This window comes from Pseudomonas sp. SDO5532_S415, assembly GCF_054071155.1.
Map to the genome: position 1 here is coordinate 184,549 of NZ_JBSVWS010000001.1, position 24,990 is coordinate 209,538.

Genomic DNA, 24,990 nt, shown 5'->3' on the forward strand with positions numbered 1-24,990 from the left:
CGAATCGCTAGGGAGAGGTTTTTCTCAATGCAGGAAATGAAAATCGTAGATGGCCGGCTTAACGAAAAGTCGAGAGGAATGGGTGGTGATATGGTTAGTTACCACTACTGGAAAGTAGACGGCAGAAAGCTTGAAACGCTCGAAATCCCGGATGTTCTGGATGCCCACATAGATGTGGGAAAGCCTGTCAGGGCGACCTATCAACCTGGCAAAGATCACGTCAACAGAATCTGGGCTATTCAAATTGAAGGTGAGCCGGTTCGATCGGTTGTCACTACCCCCTTTATGATCGTGTCCATGGGAAGGCTCAGCATCCTTCCCCTGGCGGTCGCAATTTTTACAATATTCATCGCCTACGGATTTTGGCAGAGCAGTTCACACCATGGAGGCTTCCATGGCTCGACGTACCAAATGGGTTGGCTCGCACTCAACCTGTTTGTCGCTTACCGCTACATGATTAAGCCAATATTGATCATCAAGCGAGGCGTCAAGGCGTTTCGCGAATATTGCGCCAAGGCAGCAGCCCCCACCACCGTCGCAGGCTGAGACCGCAATCACCAGCGAACCTGGTAAGAGCCCACAATGAAGTACGTAGAGTTGATCAAACATCAAGCCGAGGCGGTCTTTGGCAACAAGGTGAAGGCCGACATCTGGTTGAATCAACCGAAAATCGCTCTCGGAGGCAGCACGCCACTAGAGCTAGCTCAGACTGAAGAGGGATACGAACTCGTAAAGGCTGAGCTTGAAAAACTCAGTCACGGATTCACCTGCTGACATCACGTGCTCCCCCCCGGACCTAACATGATTGTTTTTGATCTCAACAGAAATGATGCTGAAGCATTGCTCCGGCACGCCGAAGAATTCAAACCGAGCTCGGGTGATTCGCGCGAGGACGCTCGAGTGCGAGACGCGCTGTTGGAGTTGCGCACAGGGCTGCAATCACACTTGGAGGACTCCGGTACGCTGCCTGCTACAGATTCTGGCCAGTAGGTTTTGGCCAGGATACGAGCCCTCATATCGTCATTCAGGGATATGCATGAAGATCACGACCAGCCTCGAAGGACAGCTTTGGAAACGGGCAGTGGCTACTCTGGGGAGCCACGCTCTAGAGCAGTTGGTGGTTGAACGGCTAAAAGGCTATGTAAAAACTCGCGCCGTTAACATGTATGGTTTTCTACACCTTGAATGGCTTGGCGAGGAAGCGCTAAAAGCGCTACGCAGGGGGCAGCGATTGGCAGGAGCAGAATTGGAATTCTCGAGAGATGATCCAACTAAAGTGGCAGTACTTCATTGCCATTCCAGCAATCTGCTGCGAGGTATCGTCCAAGCTCTGCCCTTGGACGCACTACCTCTAGAATTACTCGAATGGCGCATGCAACTCGATTTAGGGATGTAATTTCATGATGTAAAAGCGAATGCTCAACCGACCTCTCTTGCGCATCGATTGATAGTCCCGGCCTACAACCCAATATCTCGACCTAACTGATCCTCCTTCATTTCATCGGTAGCCTGACCAGCGCTCACGAGGTGCCATTGAAGCTGATAACTCAAATGTGCTCTCAGACGAGACCTGATTTCGACGTAGGTACCTGGAGGGCCCGAAAAGAGTCCGTGGCGTTCGAGTACATCGCGCAAGACCTCAATGCCAGTCAAACCGATGTCAGACGCGTGCAGTCGCTCGGATAAATCAAATCCTGGAACTCTCTTGTAACGGCTGACGGCATCTTCAATCAGCTGAAGGAATGCAGGTCCAGCACATTGCTGCTGCGCCATTCGCCAGACATTGGATTCCAAACCCCTGTTCATAACGCTTTCCAGCCCCTATCGCGCTGTCTCTTGTCAGTCGTGGTTGTCCGGCACGGGTATTTTTTCAAAAAAAACGCCAGTTTTTTGAAATCAAACCTGAAAGCAGCGGCTTGCGCCGCACAGTGCCGATTTTGCTATGCCCAGAGGGCAGTCCATACGTCAGCGTCAGCAGGATATACCGCAAGAAAAAGATCAGAAGCAGGAGCACTGCAAAAGCAAAAACCAGCACCGTTTCCCCAGCAGGATCGGTGGAGGATGGAGCGCTGAGATCGTTGCTTTTTTGTTGTCCTCAAATATAGAGATCCGTCGCGCAAAATTTTTTTCAAGGGGGCGAAACAAAATAATTTTTCTTAAAGCAAAAAAAATTGAAGGCGATATAAGCCCTTATCAGGCTTACGACTGGGCAGCTCTTAGCCTCAGGAACGTCAACACCAGGTGCCCCTCATCGCCCTCTTATCTTGCCAGGACGTAGAACGTGACCGAAGTGAATCACCCAACCTTTCGACAATCACTGGAAAAAAATCTTAACTGGATTCGCGACTACTGGGTTCAGGTGACTGCACTCTTTGGTGTGCTTGGCATCCTTTTGGAGGTCTACACAATCCGGACTTACACAAATGCCATAGGCCGGCCTGATCTGATGTCGGGGGTACTTGAATCACCATCTGATCTGGTCATGTGGTTGGTTTTCCTGGCGGTCGTGGCTGCCGCCTACCTATTGATCCTCATGACAACCAGCATATTGTTTGGTCTATCCGTATCGCTATTCAAAGACAGTCCAACGACCCAACCTTACATGGCCAAACTGTTGTTCTGGCCGGTTTTGCTCGGAATAGCCGCGCTGGTCGCCGTGATTTTTAAAGGGCCAGAGCTGAATGATTATGAAAAGCTGGGATGTGTGGTGCTCTACATCACGGTCACTATTTGGGCGCTGCGCAAGAACTCAAAATTCAGATTGGCCGTGGATTTATGCGCAACATCGGCAGCACCAGGAAATGCAAATAGCAAGGCAGCACGAGCACTTCTTTTGCTAATGCTGGTGTTCGTCCTGGTATCCAGCGTTGTATCTGCCGTATTCCCCGTCAGCCTCATTCTAAAAGCCTACACGGGCGAAGACACACCAGAAGCCGTCATCAAGCTCATGCTCATATCGATATTTTCCGCCGGTGTGACGCTGATCCCTGTGGTTGTTCTGTACGCAAGCAAGGCCGATACATTGAAACGGATTTTGCAATGCGCCGCGGTGACATTGGTGATACTGGTGATCGTCATCGGCGCTTCACCCGGCGGTTCCTTAACCATTGTCAATGCAGCCGCATCCATTATGAAAGTCCGCGACCAATCCGAAGCAAAGTTTATGTTGACTGAAAACTACGCCACGGAAGTCTTCGACTCTGAGATGTGGGGCCCGGTAGAGTCCGTGCGCGAGCAACCAGTGATCTCAGCATTTCCGCTTTTTTCTTTCGGAGATGTGTTGTTGCTTTGTCCGATCAAACTCATCAAAACTGAGCTTAAGGACTGGCCTGAAAAGTCGCCATACTGTGTTGTCACCAAAAAAAGCACGGCGATTCGCCTGCCGAGAAAGTCTGAAGCCACGGGACAAGCCAAAAAGTCGAGCGAGGTCGAGCCGCAACCAAATAACGCCTAAACTTTCCTCCTCGACAGAGGGCGACATGAGATACACGCGTAAAAACACCTTTTAGAATATTCGCTCATCGAGCAAAAACTCTCGTGGAGCGGGAAGCTTGCTCTGGCGCACTACCATCACAGCACTGCTTCCCCCAAGGAACCGAATTCGTCGTACAAGCCGGCGGGCATAAATAGCGTTCCATTTACAGAACGTCTTTCCGGTCGTCTGGCGAGCCGAAACGAGGTTCATCTTTAAGTCGATCGCAGCCTTTCGTAAGGGCCAGCTATCGGCTGTAAGCGGGCGCTCAAGAATAGCCAGATCTGTGTCATAACTGAATATTAGCCGCACTGAATGTAAGCGGTGGAAGGAAACAGACCTTCCGCCCCCCTCCGGCTTCAGGGCTTACTGTTTCTGTGACTTCTCTTGGGCGACTGATGAGCTAATCTGGACCTCACCTATGTGCACTTCGGTCAAGGCGGGCTTATTTTTTTTTCGAAGGAGTCATCAAGTAGACCGTAAGAATGAACCTTGCTGGTACCAGAGAAAGCAGCCCTAGCATACCCAATATGGCAATGAGCGTTATACCGTTGATGGACTGCGGGAGGTCGGTAAACAACGCAAGGCCCACAGCTAACAAAAATGTTATCAGGCCGAACCATTGCATCGCTTGAGCCCAGCGAAAGATGGTCGATTGTCGGATCTGTTCCAGATGCTTGTTCGATTCGTTCGATTCGTTCGACTCGTCCATTGCGACCTCTCGTTTTACTAAACAATGCTTCGATAGCAGCAGCCAGAAGCTGTCGCTCAATGGTCTCTATTAAACAATGAGCAATTCAAAGAATTCGTTCAATCCCTTGCTGGATTGGCGGGTTCTAGCTCCAGGCGGACATAACTCGCCTCGCGTCGAAGCCCGTGCGCTGTGGGGTTTTCACCGGTTCAAGGTTCTCAGCCTCGAAAGTGATGCCGTCGAGAAGGCAGGCGTCAGCGATTTGAGGGAAGTCAATTTGCGAAAACTGTCGATACTAGATGGTAGGCGGTAGCAATCGACAAACAGCACAGCCAAGAGCGGTTCTTCGGACATCCTCTAGACTTTCCTCTTTTTCCATTGAGTGAATTAACCAATAGTGACCGGCATCAGAAAGCATCCCGGTCACTTCCATTGCTCTATTTACTGATGGACACAATGGTGGCTCTACCACCCTCTACCCGAAACGAAAACGAAACGCGGTCGCCAGCGGTCAGGCCTTTAAGCTGGTCTTCCGATGCAGCAAAAGCCATGGTCATCGGCGGCCATTGCACGGACGGGACAGCCCCGTGGGCAATGGTCACCGTGTGCTTCACAGTGTCCGTAGACTTAATCGTTCCCTCGGCGTTGGCGACGGAATCCTGGGCTTTCTGCTCCATCTGCATGCCCTCCATACTGTCCATTTTCATGCCCGGCATGTCCTCCGCTTGAGCAGAAAGCGATAGTGCAAATGCAGTGCTTGCAACGGCAATCAGAGTCAGTTTCATACAAATGTTCCTTGTGGCTTGATGGGGTTAACAATGAGGTGCCGGCGACGCATCAGGCAATAGGCAGCCGGAATGACAAACAGGGAAAGCAAGGGAGCCGTGACCATGCCACCGACCATAGGCGCGGCAATGCGGCTCATCACCTCACTGCCGGTACCACTACCCAAAAGAATGGGTAACAGACCGGCAATGATGACGGCCACGGTCATGGCCTTGGGTCGAACGCGCTGCACAGCGCCTTCACGAATCGCCGCGACCAGACCGCGTTCAGTGCTGTCGCCGAGGTCTTCACGTTCCGCCCAGGCGTTCTTCAGATAGAGCAGCATGATCACGCCGAACTCGGCAGAGACACCCGCCAAGGCGATAAAGCCGACCCCGGTGGCGACCGACAGGTTGAATCCCAACATATAGAGGAACCATGCTCCGCCAGTCAGTGCGAATGGCAGAGTGGTCATGATCAGCAGGGCCTCATCAAAGCGGGCGAACGTCAGGTAGAGCAATACGAAGATGATCAGCAGCGTGGCAGGTACCACCAGCTTGAGGCGTGCGTTGGCTCGTTCCAGAAATTCGAACTGCCCTGAGTAACTCAGGCTCATACCAGGCTGCAACTTGACCTGTTCACTGACTACCTGACGCAGATCGGCGACCACCGAGGCGATGTCCCTCCCCCGCACATCGATGTACACCCAGCCCGAAGGTCGTGCGTTCTCGCTCTTGAGCATCGGTGGACCGTCCGTGAGCTTGACCTTCGCTACCGTGCCGAGGGTGATCTGACTACCCAACGGGGTATAGATCGGCAATTGCTCCAGAGCGCCGACCGAGTCACGCCACTCCCGTGGGTAGCGCACGTTGATCGGGAAGCGTGCGAGCCCTTCAATGGTTTCCCCAACGTTTTCACCCCCGATAGCACCGGCCACGATGGATTGCACATCTGCGATATTCATTCCGTAACGGGCGGCGACTTTGCGGTCGATGTCTACATCGATATAGCGACCACCGGTCAGGCGCTCGGCCAAAGCCGAACTGACACCGGGTACGCCCTTGGCCACACGCTCGATAGCCTGGGTTGCGGCATCGATCTCCGTCAGGTTAGTCCCGGCAACTTTCACACCGATGGGACTTTTGATACCTGTGGCCAGCATGTCGATACGGTTGCGAATCGGCGGTATCCAGATATTGGTTAGCCCCGGGACTCGTACCACTCGATCCAATTCTTCCACCAGTTTTTCTTGGGTCATACCTGCACGCCATTGCTCATGTGGCTTGAACTGGATCGTGGTTTCGAACATTTCCAGTGGCGCCGGGTCGGTGGCTGATTCAGCACGACCGGCTTTACCGAAGACGTGTTCGACCTCCGGAACCGTCTTGATCAAGCGGTCGGTTTGTTGCAGTAATTGCGCTGCTTTCTGTGCCGACAAGCCTGGCAAAGCCGAAGGCATGTAGAGCAGATCACCCTCGTCCAGCGGCGGAAGAAACTCACCACCCAAGCGAGACATTGGCCACAACGCACTGACAAAGACCAGCAACGCTACAAGCAGTGTGATTTTGGGTCGACGCAAGACTGCCTCCAGGGCAGGCTGATAGATCCGGATCAACCAACGGTTCAACGGGTTCTGTTGTTCACTAGGAATTCGCCCCCGAATCCAGTAACCCATCAACACTGGCACCAAGGTCACTGACAATCCCGCCGCTGCGGCCATGGCGTAGGTCTTGGTGAAAGCCAACGGGCCGAACAGCCGTCCTTCCTGAGCTTCCAGCGTGAATACCGGAATGAACGACAGGGTGATGATCAACAAACAGAAGAACAGTGCCGGACCTACCTCTGCCGCCGCTTCGGTCATTACATGCCAATGACGCTCACCCTTCAGTTCTTCCCCCGGATTAGCCGCGTGCCAAGCCTCTATCTTCTTGTGGGCGTTCTCGATCATCACCACGGCAGCATCGACCATGGCGCCGATGGCGATGGCTATTCCGCCCAAGGACATGATGTTGGCGTTGATGCCCTGGTAACGCATGACGATGAAGGCAATCAACACGCCAACCGGCAAGGAGATAATCGCCACCAGGGATGAGCGCAGGTGCCATAGGAAGATCCCACACACCAACGCGACGACGATGAACTCTTCGATTAGCTTGTGGCTGAGATTTTCCACAGCGCGGTCGATCAGCTTGCTGCGGTCGTAGGTGGTGACGATTTCCACACCAGCCGGCAGACTGCTTTTCAGTTCGTCGAGCTTGGTCTTGACCGCTGCAATGGTCTCGCGAGCATTCTTGCCGCTGCGCAAAATCACCACGCCGCCGACGGTCTCGCCTTCGCCGTCGAGTTCGGTGATGCCACGCCGCATTTCCGGCCCCAACTGAATGGTGGCGACATCGCCAAGGGTTACAGGCACTCCTCCTGAACCGAGCTTGAGCGGGATCGCCCGAAAGTCATTGAGCGTCTTCAGGTAGCCGGAAGCCCGCACGATGAACTCGGTCTCTGCCATCTCCAGCACGGCACCACCGGTTTCCTGATTGGCCTTGCCGATAGCCTCGGTCACCTCAGCCTGAGTGATACCGAGGCTGGCCAGTTTGAGCGGATCAAGCTGCACCTGATATTGCTTGACCATGCCCCCCACTGTGGCCACCTCCGCCACGTTGGGCAGGGTTTTGAGTTCGAACTTGAGGAACCAGTCCTGAAGAGCGCGTAGCTGCGCCAGATCATGTCCGCCACTGCGATCTACCAGTGCGTACTGATAGATCCAGCCCACGCCCGTCGCATCTGGCCCCAGCGCCGGCTTGGCGCTGGCCGGCAACCGACTTTGTATTTGGCTCAGGTACTCCAAAACCCGCGAGCGAGCCCAGTACAAGTCAGTGCCGTCTTCGAACAGCACGTAAACGAAGCTGTCACCGAAGAAGGAATAGCCACGCACCGTCTTGGCGCCTGGTACTGAGAGCATGGTGGTGGCCAACGGATAGGTCACCTGGTTCTCGACAATCTGCGGCGCTTGTCCTGGATAAGGGGTACGGATGATCACCTGAACATCAGAGAGATCTGGTAGCGCATCGATGGGCGTGCTCTGCACCGACCAGACGCCCCAAGCCGTGACGAACAGCGTAGCCAGTAGCACCAGGAATCGGTTGGCTACTGACCAACGAATCAGGGCAGCAATCATGGCTGGCTCCCCGATTTATCCAGGCGTTCAACACGCAAGCCATCGTCAGTCTGGCTCACCGCGACCCGGACCTTGTCACCCGCTTTGAGACCCTGCATCAGCACCGGATTGGCGAGTGGGAATGTCATCGTCATGCCAGGCATGCCGAGTGTCTTGAAGGGACCATGGGCCAGCGTGACTTCTTTGTCGGTGATCTCAACGATCTGTCCATCCGCTTCATGAAAGCTGGAGACTGCCGTGCTGGAGGGTGACTCCTCCTCTGAGCTTGCGACGATGCCCTTGAGGCTGGCCTCTGAGTCGAGCAGGAACTGGCCAGACGTAACGACTTTCTGGCCTTCCTCCAGACCTTTCAATATCGCCGTTTTTCCATCGCTTTCCTGCCCGAGTTGCACCTCCACGGGACGATAGCGACCGGCGTTTTCGGCGAGCATCACCAGGGCACGTCGACCTGTGCGAATGACGGCTTCGCTGGGCACCCACAACACACTTTGCTCGGTCGAGCGGCTCAGGTGTACCTGCGCCGTCAAACCCGGCCTGAGGCGTCCGTCCGGATTGGGTAACTCGACACGTACGCGAAGGGTGCGGCTGTCCGGATTGGTCTCGGGCAAAATCGCGCTCACCTTGCCACTGAGCGTTGTCCCTGGGAAGGCTGGCAGACGCGCTTCCACACTCTGCCCCACCGTGATCGATCCGGCATCCGACTCTGGAACGGCCACGGCTAGCCAGACACTGCTCAAGCCATTAACGCGTGCCAAAGTGTCACCCGTCGCCACCGTCATACCCGCGCGTACGTTCAACTCTTGCAGCACACCACCAATAGGGCTGGTGAGCGTCAGGTAGGGCTGGACTTTGCCACTTCGCTCTACCTGAGTAATCAGTGTTGCCGGCATCCCCGTGAGCAGCAGTCGTTGTCGAGCCGCAGCCATCAATTCAGCATCTTCATTGAGCCTCAGCGCAAGAAACTCTGTCTGGGCAGCAGCCCATTCCGGCACCAGAATATCCACTAATGCCGCATTGGCTTTGAGCACATCGCCGGGTGCATGAGCATAGACCCGCTCCACAAAGCCCGAGGTACGGGCCTGAATCACCGCGACATCCCGCTCATTGAACCCCAAGACACCTGACACATCGAGGCTGGAATCAAAGATTCCACGGGTGACGGTCGCAAAACGCAGCCCGAGATTCTGGGTCAGACTCGGGTCGATGTTGACGCTCGTACGGTCCCCTGCGCCGCTGGAGTATTGAGGAACCAGCTGCATGTCCATGAAGGGGGATTTACCCGGCTTATCGAATTTTTGCTGCGGGTACATGGGGTCGTACCAATACAGAGCTTTGCGTCCGTCCGATGAATTGAGGCTCTGCTCCTGTGGGGTACTGGGTACTCCGCTCATACGCTGATGTGCCAACCAGTAACCACCGGCAACACCCAATCCCAGCGAGATGCCTACCAGTAATGCCCCGTTCCATTTTTTAAGGATCATTGGCTGGACTCCCCATAAGCAAAATACAGCCGCGCGCTGGTCAGTGCTCGCTGCTCTTCCACGTCGATCTGTTTTAGGCGGGCCTCGATGAGTTCACGTCGGGCCGCAACAACGGCGTTTAAATCGCCTTTGCCGGCACGGTAACTGGCCATGCTGAGGTCGACCTTTTCCTTGGCCAGCGGTAACAGACTTTCCTGGTTTCGGCGTACGGCACGATTCAGGCGCTCATAGTCAGCCAGTTCGTTCTCCAGTTGCTGAGTGTGCTCGCGTGACAGGGCTTCCCGCTCGGCCTCAAGCTGGCTGAGTTCAGCCTGTTTGGCTGCGATTTTGGGATTTTGGCGAGAGTCGGGAAACAGCGGTAAATCCCAGGAAAATTGCACGCTGACCATGTCGCCAAACTCGCGGCCGCGATGCTGGTAATCCACTTCCCAGCTCCAGTCCGACTGCTTCTCCGACACGGCTTCATTAACTTTGGCTTGCGCTTCGCGGGCCATTGGCGCAAACGCTGCCAGTTCTGGATGGTGTTGTAGTTTATGGGCGTAACTGGAGGTATCGACGGGCCATTCAGGCAGGCTGCCCACAGGCTTGTCGTTGGCGGCGGGACCAATCCAGCGCTTGAGAGCTGCTCGGGCCTGAGCTCTCTGGAGAACCAGGTCGTCTTGCTGCTCCGCCAGTTGAATTGCTTCTTGCTTGGGTGTGACCGCGTCGGCGGGCTGAGCACGGCCACCTGCAATCTGGGCCCGGACGGCATCGCTCAGAAGGCGGTTTTCTTTGTAAAAGTCCTGGAATAGCGCATCTTTACGCTCAACCGAGTAGCTGCTGATCCAGGCCAATGCCGTGGACTGGCGCACCTTCAGCCGTTCGACTCGACGTTCCGCAGCAGCACGATCAATGGCCGCATCGGCCACCTCAATGCGTGCTTTGCGTTTGTCGCCGTTCGGCATCTCTTGCCTGACTCCGACCATTTGCATGGTCATGAAGTCCTGGTCGATGCTCCAGCGATCCGGACCACCCACGGGGTAGTTCTGCACACCCAGCAGTAACTTGGGGTCTGGTAGTTCACCGGATGGAATAGCTGCATTGCTGGCAGCTTGGATTTTGGCGTCTTGTGCGGTCAGCGACGGCGCATTGTTTTCGGCCAGACGCAGGGCTTCATCGAGCGTCAATGCGCCAGCGAGGCTCGGCAATGCCAGTACGCTTGCCGCCAGACCGGCCACAAGGGTCCAGCCTGTGCAATAGCACTTGGAGTTCATGTTTACGATTCCTGTGATCATCCACTGCACGCGTCAAAAGACATGCGCACAGCTAGTCCATCCCGCTAACGCGGAATGAGGCTCAATGTGGGACAGGCATCAAACGCGGGGTGGTCGCCATACCCCGGACGGGGTCTGAACAGGCAGGGAATCGCTGATGAAGGAACGCACTATGGGGCTGAACACAGTGACAGGCGGCTTGAAGACCGAGACTTGCAACATGCCGCCCGACTTGCACTCCTGGCCCGGCTTGCAAGGTTTGCCATGCTCGACAGGGCTTTTCATGTCGTTGCAGCAGTCCATCCCCATGTCATCCATCATCACCATGCCCATCGTCTTCATTGGGCACGGTTCTGTCGGTGCCTGGACGCCCGCCATCCCGCTGAGGGGAAGCGCCAGGCTTATCACGAAGATGAGGCAAAACCGCAGATAGCGTTTCATGGGCCGAAGCGTAGTCGCTGAAAAAGTTCTTTCAATGGGAAACGTGTCATCAGCAACCCGTCGTTAGGCGCCGTTGTAAGCGATAAGAACGAACAGGAATTAAGCCAGCATTACGTAACAAATGCCAAACTATTCATGCGTCAATCCATGGACTATAGCGAAGGCTACTCGATCCGCGAACTAGCCACGCATACCGTGTTAAGGAAACACCGATGCAAACCGACCTGAAGACTTTGTGGCTGCGCGAGAATCAACGACGCAGGCTTCTCTGGGCGCTCGAACGATTACGCCCTGGTTCTGAGGAGGCAAAACCGTTGCTCGCAGAGCTTAAAGACATAGAGCACCAGGATCTCGAAAACTCGATCGGTAACGCCTATTCGATGACGGTCGAAGAATTGCGCGAGCGTGTTCCAGAAACAGAGCTCCAAGGAAGCGATGGCCACCTTTTCGTTATCGTGATCGACCAGCACATCCCGCAACCATGGCACGCGAGGTTTGAAGCAGCGAGCGCGCTCTCTTCACGGCTGCCGCAAGGAAGTTATGCAAGCGACTGGCGTCGGTTTCTTCGATGTTGGACACGAGATATGCAACACCTTGCGGCGCATAGAGGGAGCAGCAAGATTGATTGAGTTTGGTTTGAACACACACGATTGGGAGCCCCTGATCCAGCATTGCACGAGAGTTTCGTGCAGGCAGGAGATGATCAAGGGGAAATGTGGCGCATATACGAAATTGAACTCCTTTTGACCACCCACTTGCGTTCGACCTGACCATCAATTACATCGGATTTTGATCAAAAGGCTTCGTGGCAATGGCCGGCATAGAACGACCCAAAACGGCCACTTTGGTAGCTTGGTCTGCGCAACATGTGGTGCAGTCATTCTTTGTGAAACCGGTGCCGCAGCCCTCTAACTCCCGTTGCACAAAAGTTTGCACGCCCTCATCTTTCGATCAGGCCAAGGTACGCTAATGCCGACCTCATGCTGCTGACAATCGAGTATGAACGAAGCCCCGACAATCGCTCGCGATACACAGCTTCATGCGCTGCCCTGACCCAAACAGGAACTGCTTGGTCAAGGAGCACACTTGCGTGGCGCTATAATACTTTGCGAAGAAGCAAAAGCGTGGTGGGGTGTCTGGATAAAGGCTGTCATCAGATGATGGCCGAGTCCTTAATCTCTCCTCGCTCGTCAAATGTGATCGCGATGCGAATGTTGCCATCTATACCCATCAGCTTGTGGATGTTCTGGTTCAGGTTGCGCATCATTTGTTCGTAGCCGTTTTGTTGCTCGATGGCCAAGGCCGAATGTTCGGATGCCAATCCTTGAATCTGTGCCTTGCGCAACGAGAGAATTTCATTGCTGTTGAACAGGGCGCTGGACAGGTGCTCTGCAGACTTCTCCACCACCGTGGCTTTGAACTCTTCCACCAGCCGAACCCACGCGCCATCATCTAGCTGGGCTCTGGAAAACTGACTCTGAGTTGGGTCGAGGTAAGCCGTAATGAAGTTTGTCACGCTTGCGATCTGCAGTAGTAGTTCACGACGTCTAAGCAGCGGTTTGACCTTTTCCACTTGCTCTTTCAGAGCGTTATAGGTTCCACCGGTGCCGAAACTATCCTGGTCCTTGAGACTAGCGATCTGGTCAATCAGGGTAGTCAGGTCTTCATGCAGTTTGTTTCGCCAAGTATAAAAGTCCCGGATTACACCTTCGATGGCGTTGCACTTCTGCTGCGAAAGTTCGTCAGGGGTACGAAGCTGCTTCATGTGCCCGGCGATTTCCTGAATGTAGTCAATCGCCCCGGAGATCCTCGCCTTGTCCTCATTTTCCTGTCTGCTTAGGAGTTCGGCAACGGAGCTCTTAATGCTCCCTAAACTGCGCTCGATATCCGCTAGGTGGGATTGCGCAACGGCGATGCTAACTAACTGAAACGCGCCGGATGCAAGCTGGCGGACTTTGCCACCTTGGATGACACGCCCCTTACCAACGATGGTGCCGGACGAGTCGACTGCGTCTGCCAGCACTTCGCCGGACTTTGTCTTCATCAGGGTGTAAGTGCCGTCCGCCAAGCCCTGGTGGATATCCTGTTTGAACACCAGTTCAACGGTCTTGTTGGGAATGCCAGTGGCGCCCTTGAATAGGTCGGATGCTAGGTGTCGTAAACGATGTTGCGCACTGTCGGACGCATCAAGCCTATGAGCGCGGCTGGGGATGCTGCGGATCTCGCTGCTCTGTATGACTATCGCGCCGTCCTCATCGACAAGTGCAACTTCGCAACCATTTTGCTCTTGCTTTGGGAATATGGCTGAACTCGGCTGTGGGGTCTGAGCGATGCCGGCAGCGTGACGCCTCTGCCCCATGCGATAAGCAGCAAAGGTCAAGGCGCACAGTAGAGCACTTGCGCAAACTCCGAGCAGAATGAGGTTCAAAGCAAGCTCCTTCTTTGAGCGAGGTGGCAATCCGTTAGTGATAAGCCGATATAGAGGGCGATGCAGGGGCGCTATTCTGTGGGGGCGAATGTTAGCTTGAGGCCCCGCTACAGAGCGGCGTTGCCAGAACTGTCTCCGAGGTAACGGTATGCAAACCTATTGAATATGACAAGTCTTCTAGGTTTCAGCTTCGCTATGTATATCAATCATGACGGTACGAGTAGAGGGGCAGTGAGCGAAGAGGCATGCGCAGACGCTTTTAACGTCTTCTTCTGGCCAGTATGCACCACTCACGAACGTCCGCTTCGGGTCGCTCCTTGCCGATTATTGCGACGAATTTTGCTGGTCAAATCGGATGCAAATGACGAGTTAGGTCAAGTGCAAATATGTGGGCATGTCCGTGCAGTCGCGCAGCCTACCTCGACGTGGATCGATCACATCAATTCCAACTACGAAACGTATCCTCAAGACGACTCAACGGAATCGGCGGCGAGCGCCAAGCTTCCTGCAGTAGCCTTAGATCCAGTAGCGAATCCGGCAACGCTAGCAGCAATTGAGCGTCTGAATTCATTGGCTCCATCAGCGACTCTCACGCCCCTGCGTACCGCCTGAAAATCGCTGGACTGCACAAGCGATCCACCCCCACTATGCTGACCGGGACCCATTCGAAATGCAGAGCCTCTGTCTGCGACCTGAATGCTCTCAAGGGAAGGGAAGCCACTGCATTGATAAGTGCCCCTGAATACCTATTTGCCACGAGCAAGACGAAGGGACTAGCACCGTGCAGCCATTGAAGGAGCAAGAAAAAACAAAACTTTGGCTTAGCCAGTTCGATAACCGATCTGCTGATCGCCAGCTAGCGATGAAGCTGCTCGACTCGGTTACCTACTGCCCCTTGAACGAGTTCAAGCAGAGCCTGTTCAACTTAATCAAAAGCAAACTCCCCCCAAAATCGACTTCAGCTTTATTCATTGAACGAGAACTGCAATCCACAACAGCCGATCTCCCACCGCCCCTCTACAAAGCAGTCAAGACCTACAACCCCAGATCCAAAAAGAAACACATGCGTGCTCGCGGCGCAGCGATGCATGCAGTCCAGTCGCTCACCTATAAAACGCAAGACATCGGAAGTGAAGCCTTAGTAGCCTCGATAGCCAATACGCTGTGTCGCTCCAACCCTACGCGCTTTTTGCTACAGCCCGCTGCGGATAACGTCAGAGAATCAAAGGTCAGGCATTTCGTCATTCTCACTGACTTCATTGGCAGCGGAGATCGAGCTTCAAATATGCTTGATGCCATGTGGAATGTGGCCTCCATTAGAAGCTGGCACTCCGGAAAATTTATAAAATTTTGGGTGTTGGCTTACAGCGGTTCCAAGCAAGGCATCGAGAAAGTTGAGCGCCACAGGTTCTCCCCCAAAGTTCGGGTCGTGACAGAGTGCCCTACTCTGCACAACAGCTTTCATGGAGACCTGGATGACATGGTCGATCTGTGCAAAAAATATGGCGCCCACAGCAAAAACCCATTGGGCTGGAAAAACACAGCAGCCCTGTTGGCCTTCGAGCACGGAGCGCCGAACAATATGCCGGCCATTTTCGTTTCGGAGAAATCCAAAGGATCAAAGAAGTGGGCCCCGCTCTTTCCCAAGCGTGTCACTGAAATCCTTTGGCAGTCGACCCAGGTCGACGTGACCAAGGTGGCCCTCAATGCACTGGATGAGCTAAATCTTGCGGAAATCTCAAAGTCGCCTCGCTTCCTGAAATCAAGCGATCAGAACAAATCCGCCATTATCATTCTCCTTGCCCATTCGCAGGGAAAACGACGCTTTGCGCAGCTACGCCGAGTACTGCCACTGTCCTTGGACACACTCATCAGCGCAAAAGACCGCGCCATCTCAAGGGGCTGGCTCACTACAACGGGAGCGTTGACCCTGGCAGGACATAAGGCCATCCGGCGTCTACGTCGAGAAGGACGAAAAGTTTTTGTGGCCCCCGACCCCTTCGCTTCGTATTATCCAGGCCAGCTGAGGGCTCCGCAGTAGCGGAATCTAGTATCCCGCGCGTTGCGCGGGCGTTTTGGGAGCAAACTATGCTTGCCGTCGAACGATCTCACGCCTACTGGAGGGTGGTAGCCTTATGGTGTTCGCTATCGAAGTCTGGCGCCAGAAGGCTTCCATCCGCCAGGGCGGAATCTAAAGGTAGATGAATCGCTGGAGCTCTCAGCCCTATTTGAAAGCAGGACGCCAGGCTGGCGTTCCTGAGGCCATCCTGCAAAATGCCGTGAAGACGGCAAAGCAGATGAAACATGGCTGCCCACCCATCCTCACCCTGAATCACCTCGCGCATCTGGCAAGCGTTCCCTATCCTTTTTTACATCGAACGATCAGCCGAACCTATAAGACAGAGGCGTATAACGTCTTCAAGCTTCGAAAGCAGAATGCGGGGCACAGCCTGGATCGGTTCAGATGGATATGTGCACCCAGTGAGGACTTACTCCAGGTTCAGCGATGGATCAACACCCACATCTTGTCGAGAGTGGAACCGCACGAAGCCAGCTACGCCTATGACAAACGTCACGGGGTACTGGAGGCAGCCGAACTTCATTGTGGGGCGAACTGGCTGATCAAGCTTGATCTCACCAACTTCTTCGAGTCGATCCTGGAGCCTCAAGTTTACGAGCTCTTCAGATCATTCGGGTATCAACCGTTGGTGGCGTTTGAGCTTTCCAGGCTCTGCACCCGAATCCGATTCAAAGGCAACCCAGACCGCAGATTTGGCAACAACAGTCTCCCATCAGGCCTCCCTTACCCTGCAGATCCTCGCATAGGCCATCTACCTCAAGGGGCGGCCACCTCTCCGAGAATCGCCAATCTGATCATGCAATCGCTGGATGAAAATCTGCAGGACTATGCCTCTGAGAATGAGCTGGTCTACTCCCGGTATGCGGACGACCTCGTGTTCTCATCAAAAAGGAAATTTGAACGATCACAGGCGACCCAACACATCAACGCGATCAACGAATGCCTGATTGAGCAAGGGTTCTGGCTGAACACCGCCAAGACGAAGATCGTCACGCCAGGTGCCCGCAAGATCGTGCTGGGTTTGCTGGTCGACGACGACAAGCCTAGACTTCCCAAAACCTACAAGAAGTACGTCAGTGATCACCTCTACTATTTGGCCCACCCCGAGATCGACGCCATGATCCATGCCAAGCGTCGAGGATTTCAATCGCTTCAGGGGCTGATCAACCATGTCAGCGGAAAAATCGCCTACGGGTTCAGTATCGAGCGCGATTGGGGCAAGGAACAAGGCTCTCGGCTTAAAGCCATCTGCAAAACACTTCAGCTCGACCATGTCATTTTTCCCTAGACTCCCATTGCTTCATTCCTAAGGCCACGTCCTCCATCATCATCGACAACCTGTGTTGAAACCCCCGCCCCAGAGCACTGTCAAAGTGAGCAGGCTGGTGGACAACCAGCACCGGCATCGGATAATTTTCGTGATAGCCAACAAGAAGTTGGATATTTTTCATCAATCAAATGATTAGAGCTGAGCATGGTTCCTGTTCGTAAGCCCCAGCATTTAGGAGCGCTAAGGGAGGTTTTACACCCTTACAATTACCTACTATGCATTGATCTTGAGGCTACGTGCGATGAAGACGCCAAGCCCGGAGAACTGCCACGTCAGTTGATCGTGCAACGCGAGGACATGGAAACGATTGAGATCGGCTTGGCTGTGATCGACCTGTCATCGCTTCGGGTGGTCGACGAATTTCAGAGCTTTGTACGGCCTATCCTGCACCCTGTGCTTACCGACTTTTGCCGAGAGTTAACGACGATCACGCAAAGCGACGTTGACACTGCCCCTGGGTATGCTGGGGTCGCTCTGATGCTGGATACATTTCTAGAAGCCTATCCCAACTCAACTTGGTGTTCGTGGGGCGACTACGACTACAAGCAACTTCAGCAGGACGCCTGGCGTTTAAATCGCGAGCCGATGCTCAAAGGGATGCTGCACACCAACCTGAAGAAATGGCACTGGAAGGTCTTCGACTGCCGCGCACTGGGTCTGCAGCCAGCCGTGGAGATGCTAGGGCTTGAATGGGAAGGCACCTACCACCGTGGCATAGACGACGCCCGCAATCTGGCAAACGTGGCAATCCACATGCTGGGTCGGTAAGGGAAAAAATGCGGAGAGGCCCCTCCTAATCGAAAGGGACCCAGCGCCGATCTGCTTGTGATGGACCTGAGCCAGTAGCCACCTTACAACCACGTGACCATGGCTCACACCCACGACACTCAGCGGGTCACACCTGCAGCATTAAGCACCATCGCTGGCTGCACCGTGATCCAGCAAATGCCGCGCAACCTGGGCAAACGTTGCGAAGCAGGTCTCATAATCAGGCTTCTCAAGGGCGTAAAGCAAAGGCATGAGCCGCTGCTCAAAATTAGCCTTCAAGCCATCATGGGTCTCGGCAATCTCAAGAGTGCGTCGCAAGACCCCGAATGGATCTGCTGCGAACTCAGGGTGCTGTTTGCCGTACTCATGTACATCCTTACCCACCGACAAGGCAAAAACTTGTGTAGCCGGTTCTAACGCATCGGGGTGGCTCGTCGCGATACGCCATACATCGTATACATGGCGAACCAGCGCCGTGTCGAATTCGCCGGCCTGACACCCGTCCCAGCTCCATGCACAGCGACGCAGAAGCGAAAGCACTTTCTCCGCAAGGGTCTCTGCTACGGTGATGCACTCCATGGAGAATTGAAAGGGGTCGTTACTCCCACTCAGCTTCTCCAGCATGTAACCCAAATTTTGCGTTTCCGAGGGGATCATCGGTGGCCGACAAACGAGCTCAATTTTCAGCTGCGGACGCAGAGTACCTGCGGCATCCTGAAAAAGTGCGTCGTACGATACCAACAGACAATAGTAGCGACTGCTGTCTCTACGAGCTGGATTACCCTCGTCTACGACCCAATGGAAACCAAGCCCAGCCAACACATTCTCGACCTCTGCGTGCAACGCCTTTAGCCGACCACGCTCTCCTATCCCTTTCGAAAGGACGTAGCCTACAGGTGGCGCGTGTAATTCGACCTTGATATCAATGTCTTCGGACATCCTTTCGATAAGGCCATAAGCTTTCGAAAGACAGGTACCGCCGGCAAAAATCATTCGCGTTGCGACATTAACCGTTGCAGGTCTGAGATCACCCTTTTCCCGGTTCAACTGATTGGCGACATGCGTGATCTGGATTTGCGAAAGTGCATAAAGGGCATCAGTGATGTGCTGATCTTTCTCTGCGACGGCGGCTGGCATGCTTTTTAGAAAGCCGGCGCTCGACGCATCTTCAATGCTAACCCGCAGCTGCTCTGAAAGAATTCTCATAAACTACAGTGTTGCTTCCTACAATCACTTTACGGGAAATACGTCGGCTCCCAGTGTTGACGACCGTTCCCATAGGAATCTGCGTCGACTTACCGCTGTTGTACTCGGCAACAAGGGTACTGGGTGCAATCGAAATGTTCAGCTTGCGGAATAACTCAGCAGCAACCATTTCCAACGTGCCTGCGGGCGTGGGCTTGCCCGTGTATTGGTTAATGCGAGCTTTCGCGAACGCGCCCTTACTGACGCGCACGAGCACACCGTTCGCCACAAACCGAGCCAAAACACGGCCGACTTGCGAGTCGCTACCCATGCTCGAAAACTCCGAGCGTAATACGACTAAACTCGCACGCTGTTTGATCGAACGGCTCATGCGGTCTTCGAGTTTCATATATCAGCTCCTAAGACAAGCTATTTACCTTAAGGTCACTATAGGCCCTAACCGCAGGTTTGACCAGTGACTACAGGCCTCTAACCTGACAAAACCTGCGCATCCATGCGCGAGATTCTACTGCAGGAAAAATCGATGTAGACGTTTTTTTGTTGATGACCCTTCTTCACTAAACAGGGGGGGCCCCCTTGGCCCCGATCGGTAGTTGAAGGCTCATGTACCCTAATCTGAACGTGCCCGCTGAAGCATTCACGTTAAGGATGAGCAAATGAATTCAAACGCGCTACAAGGCCCTGAGGTCATTTCAGAAAAAAAACCGGTCGAACATCTGAGCCCAAATGAGATGGATGATCAGCAGCGGAGCGTGCTGGAACTGGCAACAGAAAATGATTTCGCACAGGCCAAGATCGGCGGCTTGCTGGAGACGATCGACACACTGGAATTCTACGTGCTCGACTCTCAGCTCAGTGCCCTGTCCAGACAGGCTCTTGCCGACGGACATCATGGCGCTCATCGTGCGTACCGAGTCTTGATGGTCGTCTGTTCCTACCATTTCTCCATTGATCGCCAGGATGCCTTCGGCCCTAGGTTGATCAGGGACGGAATGCGCACCCCTATCCCTGCAGATATCGCTGGAGAGCAGAGCCAGGTGCTCGCAGCCATCGCGGGCAAGATCGACCACCCCCTGCTACGTGCCCGGGTTGCAGATGTGGCCTGGTATAACCACAGGAACTTACACCAGTGCGCCGGTTTGGCGATCGACTCATACTGCCAGGCGATCGAGTTCTATCTCGACGACAAGCTCTCCTACCGGTATGAGCCACCCTCTGGCCTGTCCTCGAAAATCGTTGATCTGATCGACAGGGTCTTCCAAATCGTGTCCAACACCGGCAAGCGTAAAACGCCTCCCGACATTGTGATTGCCATATGGAAGCGGTTATATGCCCAAGCCGAGAAGCTGCGATGCTATCCGTCGTTCGATCGACTGGCACGCCTGGGCCAAGCTTTCAAACTCATCGACTGGACTCACGTTGCGCACGACGCTGAGCAATCGGCCAATAAGGCCGAGGCCGACCATTACGCCATGGCTGTCCGAATGGTGTGGGAGCTTGCCGCCTTTGCCTATCAACAATCGAAAGATCATGAGGGGTTCAAGCGCTGCAAGCTGAAATCGATACAGCAGATCCTCAAGATGCGCGATGGTGTAGACAGCTTTTTAGCCAAAGCGAGCTGGACGCGAGATGCTATCCGGGAGCTTCGTTCGATCCCTGGAATGCAGAAAGAACTGGAGGCGCTGAAGGTCGAACTGCTGGATCAACAAGCACAGGCCGCCCACGAGTTATCAGTGTTCCAGGTCCCTATGGACTTGGACGAGGAGCGCCAGGGAACGATCAATGTGTACAACGACTTGACGCTTCCTGACTTTTTTTACAGGTTTGCGCAGATCTGCGATGTGCCAGAGAAAATGGCACTGCACACTGAGATCATTAATGATCAAAGCGATTCACTCCTGTCCGACCTTCTCAATGGCCGGATCTACACCGACGCACTGGGCCGCGTCATCACCCAGGCACCGGTCATCAATCTCAACGAGACACCGCCCCCCGAATGGTATGACCATGAGAGCCTGCGATATCTGGAAATCCATTATCAAATGTGGGTTGAAAGCCACATAAAACCGGCTGCGCAGACGCTGCTGAGCAAGTTTGCTGTTGATGAACGCCATCTGATGGCGATCGTGTCCGTGAGCCCGTTTGTGCCCTCAGGGTTCGAACACATCTATGCCCTAGGTCTGGCTCGCTTTCTCCAGGGTGACATGATGTCCGCCTCTCACCTGCTCTTCCCTCAGCTGGAAAACTCGCTACGCCACGTGCTCAGCGACGCAGGTATCGATACGTCGAAACTGGACGAGGAGATGCTGCAGGAAGACAGGTCGATCAGCGGGTTGTTGAAAAACCGGCGCGATCAGCTGGAGGCGATTTTTGGGGTAGACCTGATCTATATGATCGATCTGCTTTTCAACCTCAAGGGCGGGCCTTGCTTGCGCCATGAGTTGGCGCACGGAAAGCTGGCTTCTGGTGCCTGCTACCTGCACTCCAGTATCTATGCATGTTGGTTGATCTACTACTTGGTTTGCCTACCACTGCTGCCGCACTGGAAATCCCATGTGGTTCCGAACTTGGAGTCCGCTGCACTGTAGAAACCTCCCTCGCGAAAACCATCCTGGGAAAAGCCCCGGGCAATGCTCATGCACTTCGCAAAAGAAACACTGAGCCTGCCCCACTATGAGTTAAATCTTTACTCTGGGCACCCGCTCTCTGTTTTCGTGCCTAGAGTATCGGCTTCGGAAACTGAAGGATGGGACTGGATGATGCGATCGACAGCGAATGCCTGGCCCGCGAAATTGCAACATAGAAGAGCTTGGCGCAGGCGAAGCGCTCACTCAGAAAATGGGCAGCATCCGGTATGAGTACATGATCGAACTCCAGCCCTTTGAGCAGCAGAGGCGTTGATACCACGCGATTGATGGGAGGTCGCCCAGTGTGGCTGAGGCGTTGTCGAGCATGCTGACAGGCTTGGGTCAGTGACTCACTTCTCCCATAAGCCAGTTCGATGAGCGCGCGCTTGGCATCGCCGAGAAGCTCGCCTCTGAACGTGCGAGATAACGGGTGTCCTCGCTCGTGGACAATCACATCGCTGCCGCTCTGCGCGCTTCCCGTGTTAACAAGCGCATCCCATGCCGCCTGCCGCCGTGCGTTGATCTCGTACAGATTGTCAGGTGGCGTAACCTGAGCCAGATTCCTGAGCATGGTATCGCCCAGCAGTGACCATAACGCTTCGGCTTTTTTCCGGTGATCCTCAGCGGTGTCCCATTGAAGGGCAAAGTCGATCAAGCGCGCAGCGGCGATTTCCTCAATCGCTTGGAACGCCCCCCGTGTTGCACTCGCCAGGCTGTCACAAATCTTCCGACGGCAATGGATTGCAGCCGTTGAGCCTCCTCGATCGTCGAAGCCGTTGAAGAACAGCCCCATATCAAACGCATTGCCCGCTGGTAGATAGGTGATGGGCCCCTCCCTCAAATCAATCGGCTGGCCTGAAAGAAGCCGAATACGCGTATCCGCGATCCACTTTCCGAGTGAAGGATTCGAGGTATTCCATCTGTGCGGCTCAGTTAGCTCGGCAGCTACCGGGAAATCCGGAATGACTCGCTCCCCCCAGTTGATCTTGGTTTCTACGAACTCAAAAATCCCCTGCATCGGATCGCCAAAAATGACGGTAGGTATGATTCGAGACAACTTCACAGCGATGGCGTGTTGGCCTCCTTCACAATCCTGATATTCATCGATGAATACTCGATCGTACGACGCCTGAACGATTCGCTGAGTGACGGGGCTCGATAACACATTCAGAGCACCCTGATAGACCTGATTCCACTCTGCTCCCTTGGGATTGCGAGGCGGATTGCCCGCGAGTTTTGGGAAGGCATAAGCGTAGCGGCTCGTCCAACTGGCGATGGTGTCAATCGTGACCGAGTCCTTCGCAATCCCCAACCGCCTGATTCTTGCGGATATAGCATGTACGCCGGCATGGGTATGCGTGAGGATCAAGGTACGCTGCCCCTGAGCTGCTGCCTTGGCGAGCAGTTCGGTTTTGCCGTGGCCAGCTGGAGCTACTACCGACTGGGCGCTTAGCCCCAATAGCCAACCAAAGTCACTGGCCATAAACCCACCGCTCTATCCCTCTCATACAGACGGAAAGGGGGGAAGGCTGACCTTGTTGCACAATCTCATCAACGACGGCAGATATGGCGCGTCCACGCTCTTCGGACTTGAACCATCTGAACTGGATGGCAAGCCTTGCCAGGCGCAGCCAGTTCAACTCCGTTCCTGGAATGGCTGGCAACCAGGTCGCAGTAGGCCTCGTCACGTCGCAGCCTGGAAACGCAGGCCGTAATTGAGCAAGGATTGTGGCTTCACCGAGTGAGGCAATGGCGCAGGCGATCAGCTTGTCTGCCACATCGGGCCAGCACGCACCGAACAACGCAAGCTCGGTACACAGCGATGAGCCATACTCAAACACCTGTACATTCTGGGATTGAAGCAGATTCAAAACACCGGTCTTCAGCGGCTGATCCGAGTCTCTAAAAAGCGCAGTCGCATAACCCAGGCCCGCCAAAGCAGTGACCAGCGCCGGCGCAGCTGCCCCATTTCCGTCTACGATCGCAACGCCGAGATGCTCGATGGGAACATCAGCATGCCGAGCTCGAAATAGCTCCCGAAGCCCTAACATGAGCCCAAGCTCTGTTGCGCCTTCACAGACAAGTATCCGCCGTGCAAAGAGGGCCCTTGGGGCATGCTTGAGGATTCGGGAGAACGCTTCGGCGGGTACCGAACTGATGAATGCATCGCCCTCCCGACTACGTCGCATTATGAAGAGAGAGTCACTTTTCAGTTCTGAGAGCACCACCTCCGAGTGCGTCGTGATCAAAAGCTGGCCGGTCGGAGCACTGCTGGACTTGGCATGCTCCTGGGCACTACGCAGCGCTGAGACCGCGCCGAGAACACGGTGTGGTTCAAGCCCTTGCTCGATCTCATCTACCAGTACGATCGCACCTTCTTTGATCGAAGCGCGTTGGATAGCCAGGGTAGCCAGGCGCCGCGTACCCAGCCCGGACATGCGCAGAGGCGTGGTACCGTCGTGCAATGCGATTGAGCCCGAGCTGAAACCACCTCGTCCTAGTTCGAGATCAGGCCCGAACGCATAATTCACATACGCACCCAACTGCTTGGCGAGCTCCTCGGCACGTGCCGCTGTTTCTACCAATGACGGAATTGAAGAAAGGTTGGCGGTCTGCTTGGCAACACGATAAGCATCTGCCAGCTGATTCGCCGCGCCTTCGGTGTCGCCTGTCATCCTCGCGAGAACAGACCCTTGCCCCCACGTCAGGTGACGAGCTTCTTCTCCGGCCAACCTGACAACGCCGAACAATGACCGATCGCGGTTTGAGAGCACACGGGGCGTGGGGTAACGATCACAGATCAGTTCCCAAACCGGCTCCATGGTGGCATCGACCGTGAGTCGAATGGTTAAAGCCGGTTCGTGATCCGTCTCAGGCTCGTCATGCACCGAGCCGTCAACAGCCAATCCCCGGATGTACAAACCAAAGCGTTGATCGGAAAGTAGCGCTTTTGAAAGCTCAGCGATCGTCACTTCAATTTTGATGGGATTGAGGCTATTCCCTAGATGGAAATCAGATTCACTGAAAGTGATCCACCTTGGTGACAACGTCGCCTCGATGGCATCAAGCACGGTGGTCTTTGCGCTATCTCCAGGCCCAATGATGCAGCTCATTGCCTGTGAGCCAGGCTGCCAAGAAAGAGAACGGATACCCCGGAAGTTGTGTGCGACCAATTTCGCTATGCGCATCAATAGTTCCTTGGCGATGGAGCGATCCATTGGAGAAACCGTAGCTTCTGATGCCTAAAGTCAGGACGTCAAGCCATTAAGTAAG

The 24,990-nt window shown here is 54.4% G+C and carries 21 protein-coding genes; 9 read left to right on the forward strand and 12 right to left on the reverse strand.

Annotation, left to right across the window (positions count from 1 at the left end; genetic code table 11):
- Positions 1-27: 27 nt before the first annotated feature.
- The 3 genes from ACW9HW_RS00880 to ACW9HW_RS00890 all read left to right on the forward strand — a co-directional run bounded on the left by ACW9HW_RS00880 (position 28) and on the right by ACW9HW_RS00890 (position 1,396).
- A complete protein-coding gene (locus tag ACW9HW_RS00880) occupies positions 28-546 on the forward strand; it encodes a hypothetical protein (RefSeq protein WP_457397511.1) in 519 nt (172 codons plus the stop codon).
- 36 nt (positions 547-582) lie between these two features.
- The gene (locus tag ACW9HW_RS00885) at positions 583-774 is read left to right on the forward strand and encodes an antitoxin Xre/MbcA/ParS toxin-binding domain-containing protein (protein WP_457397513.1); all 192 of its coding nucleotides are present in this window, start codon (positions 583-585) and stop codon (positions 772-774) included.
- Positions 775-1,036: 262 nt separating this feature from the next.
- Complete coding sequence (locus tag ACW9HW_RS00890) at positions 1,037-1,396, forward strand: hypothetical protein (RefSeq protein ID WP_457397515.1); 360 nt, start codon at positions 1,037-1,039, stop codon at positions 1,394-1,396.
- A gap of 62 nt (positions 1,397-1,458) precedes the next feature.
- On the opposite strand, the gene ACW9HW_RS00895 is transcribed toward ACW9HW_RS00890, so the two are convergent.
- Positions 1,459-1,806, reverse strand: coding sequence for a hypothetical protein (locus ACW9HW_RS00895; protein WP_457397517.1), 348 nt, complete (start codon positions 1,804-1,806; stop codon positions 1,459-1,461).
- 475 nt (positions 1,807-2,281) lie between these two features.
- Here ACW9HW_RS00895 and ACW9HW_RS00900 point away from each other — a divergent pair, with 475 nt between their 5' ends.
- Complete coding sequence (locus ACW9HW_RS00900) at positions 2,282-3,454, forward strand: hypothetical protein (protein WP_457397519.1); 1,173 nt, start codon at positions 2,282-2,284, stop codon at positions 3,452-3,454.
- 463 nt (positions 3,455-3,917) lie between these two features.
- Here the strand turns inward: ACW9HW_RS00900 and ACW9HW_RS00905 are convergent, their stop codons facing one another.
- The 6 genes from ACW9HW_RS00905 to ACW9HW_RS00930 form a co-directional block, all read right to left on the reverse strand.
- The gene (locus ACW9HW_RS00905) at positions 3,918-4,184 is read right to left on the reverse strand and encodes a hypothetical protein (RefSeq protein ID WP_457397520.1); all 267 of its coding nucleotides are present in this window, start codon (positions 4,182-4,184) and stop codon (positions 3,918-3,920) included.
- A 416-nt stretch (positions 4,185-4,600) separates the two neighbouring features.
- Positions 4,601-4,948: a copper-binding protein gene (locus ACW9HW_RS00910; protein WP_457397522.1), complete on the reverse strand. Its 348-nt coding sequence runs from the start codon at positions 4,946-4,948 to the stop codon at positions 4,601-4,603.
- On the reverse strand, positions 4,945-8,103 hold the full coding sequence (locus ACW9HW_RS00915; RefSeq protein WP_457397523.1) for an efflux RND transporter permease subunit: 3,159 nt from the start codon (positions 8,101-8,103) through the stop codon (positions 4,945-4,947). Before ACW9HW_RS00915 ends, ACW9HW_RS00910 begins: the two co-directional genes overlap by 4 nt.
- Complete coding sequence (locus tag ACW9HW_RS00920; protein WP_457397524.1) at positions 8,100-9,584, reverse strand: efflux RND transporter periplasmic adaptor subunit; 1,485 nt, start codon at positions 9,582-9,584, stop codon at positions 8,100-8,102. Before ACW9HW_RS00920 ends, ACW9HW_RS00915 begins: the two co-directional genes overlap by 4 nt.
- Complete coding sequence (locus tag ACW9HW_RS00925; RefSeq protein WP_457397526.1) at positions 9,581-10,837, reverse strand: TolC family protein; 1,257 nt, start codon at positions 10,835-10,837, stop codon at positions 9,581-9,583. The genes ACW9HW_RS00920 and ACW9HW_RS00925 overlap by 4 nt, the downstream gene beginning before the upstream one ends.
- Positions 10,838-10,936: 99 nt before the next feature.
- Positions 10,937-11,278: a hypothetical protein gene (locus ACW9HW_RS00930; protein ID WP_457397527.1), complete on the reverse strand. Its 342-nt coding sequence runs from the start codon at positions 11,276-11,278 to the stop codon at positions 10,937-10,939.
- 212 nt (positions 11,279-11,490) lie between these two features.
- Between ACW9HW_RS00930 and ACW9HW_RS00935 the strand changes: the two genes are divergently transcribed.
- Entirely contained in the window at positions 11,491-11,907 is a 417-nt protein-coding gene (locus tag ACW9HW_RS00935) for a hypothetical protein (RefSeq protein ID WP_457397529.1), read from the forward strand.
- 524 nt (positions 11,908-12,431) lie between these two features.
- On the opposite strand, the gene ACW9HW_RS00940 is transcribed toward ACW9HW_RS00935, so the two are convergent.
- Positions 12,432-13,706: a hypothetical protein gene (locus ACW9HW_RS00940; RefSeq protein WP_457397531.1), complete on the reverse strand. Its 1,275-nt coding sequence runs from the start codon at positions 13,704-13,706 to the stop codon at positions 12,432-12,434.
- Between the two features lie 781 nt (positions 13,707-14,487).
- Here ACW9HW_RS00940 and ACW9HW_RS00945 point away from each other — a divergent pair.
- From ACW9HW_RS00945 to ACW9HW_RS00955, 3 genes are all read left to right on the forward strand, one after another.
- Positions 14,488-15,747, forward strand: a complete 1,260-nt coding sequence (locus ACW9HW_RS00945) for a phosphoribosyltransferase-like protein (protein WP_457397533.1) — start codon at positions 14,488-14,490, stop codon at positions 15,745-15,747.
- A gap of 160 nt (positions 15,748-15,907) precedes the next feature.
- Positions 15,908-17,074, forward strand: a complete 1,167-nt coding sequence (locus tag ACW9HW_RS00950; RefSeq protein WP_457397535.1) for a reverse transcriptase family protein — start codon at positions 15,908-15,910, stop codon at positions 17,072-17,074.
- Between the two features lie 186 nt (positions 17,075-17,260).
- On the forward strand, positions 17,261-17,884 hold the full coding sequence (locus tag ACW9HW_RS00955) for an exonuclease domain-containing protein (protein WP_457397538.1): 624 nt from the start codon (positions 17,261-17,263) through the stop codon (positions 17,882-17,884).
- A gap of 141 nt (positions 17,885-18,025) precedes the next feature.
- Here ACW9HW_RS00955 and ACW9HW_RS00960 read toward each other — a convergent pair whose 3' ends face one another.
- Positions 18,026-19,090, reverse strand: coding sequence for a nucleotidyl transferase AbiEii/AbiGii toxin family protein (locus tag ACW9HW_RS00960; RefSeq protein ID WP_457397540.1), 1,065 nt, complete (start codon positions 19,088-19,090; stop codon positions 18,026-18,028).
- Positions 19,059-19,478 (reverse strand): DUF6088 family protein, encoded by a 420-nt coding sequence (locus ACW9HW_RS00965; protein WP_457397542.1) that lies wholly within the window; start codon positions 19,476-19,478, stop codon positions 19,059-19,061. Before ACW9HW_RS00965 ends, ACW9HW_RS00960 begins: the two co-directional genes overlap by 32 nt.
- Before the next feature lie 268 nt (positions 19,479-19,746).
- Here ACW9HW_RS00965 and ACW9HW_RS00970 point away from each other — a divergent pair, with 268 nt between their 5' ends.
- Entirely contained in the window at positions 19,747-21,678 is a 1,932-nt protein-coding gene (locus ACW9HW_RS00970) for a DUF7380 domain-containing protein (protein WP_457397545.1), read from the forward strand.
- A 130-nt stretch (positions 21,679-21,808) separates the two neighbouring features.
- Here ACW9HW_RS00970 and ACW9HW_RS00975 read toward each other — a convergent pair whose 3' ends face one another.
- Positions 21,809-23,200 carry a UvrD-helicase domain-containing protein gene (locus ACW9HW_RS00975; protein ID WP_457397548.1) on the reverse strand — a complete coding sequence of 464 codons (1,392 nt, stop codon included), beginning with the start codon at positions 23,198-23,200 and terminating at the stop codon, positions 21,809-21,811.
- On the reverse strand, positions 23,190-24,935 hold the full coding sequence (locus ACW9HW_RS00980; RefSeq protein ID WP_457397551.1) for an ATP-dependent nuclease: 1,746 nt from the start codon (positions 24,933-24,935) through the stop codon (positions 23,190-23,192). Before ACW9HW_RS00980 ends, ACW9HW_RS00975 begins: the two co-directional genes overlap by 11 nt.
- Positions 24,936-24,990 lie beyond the last annotated feature (55 nt).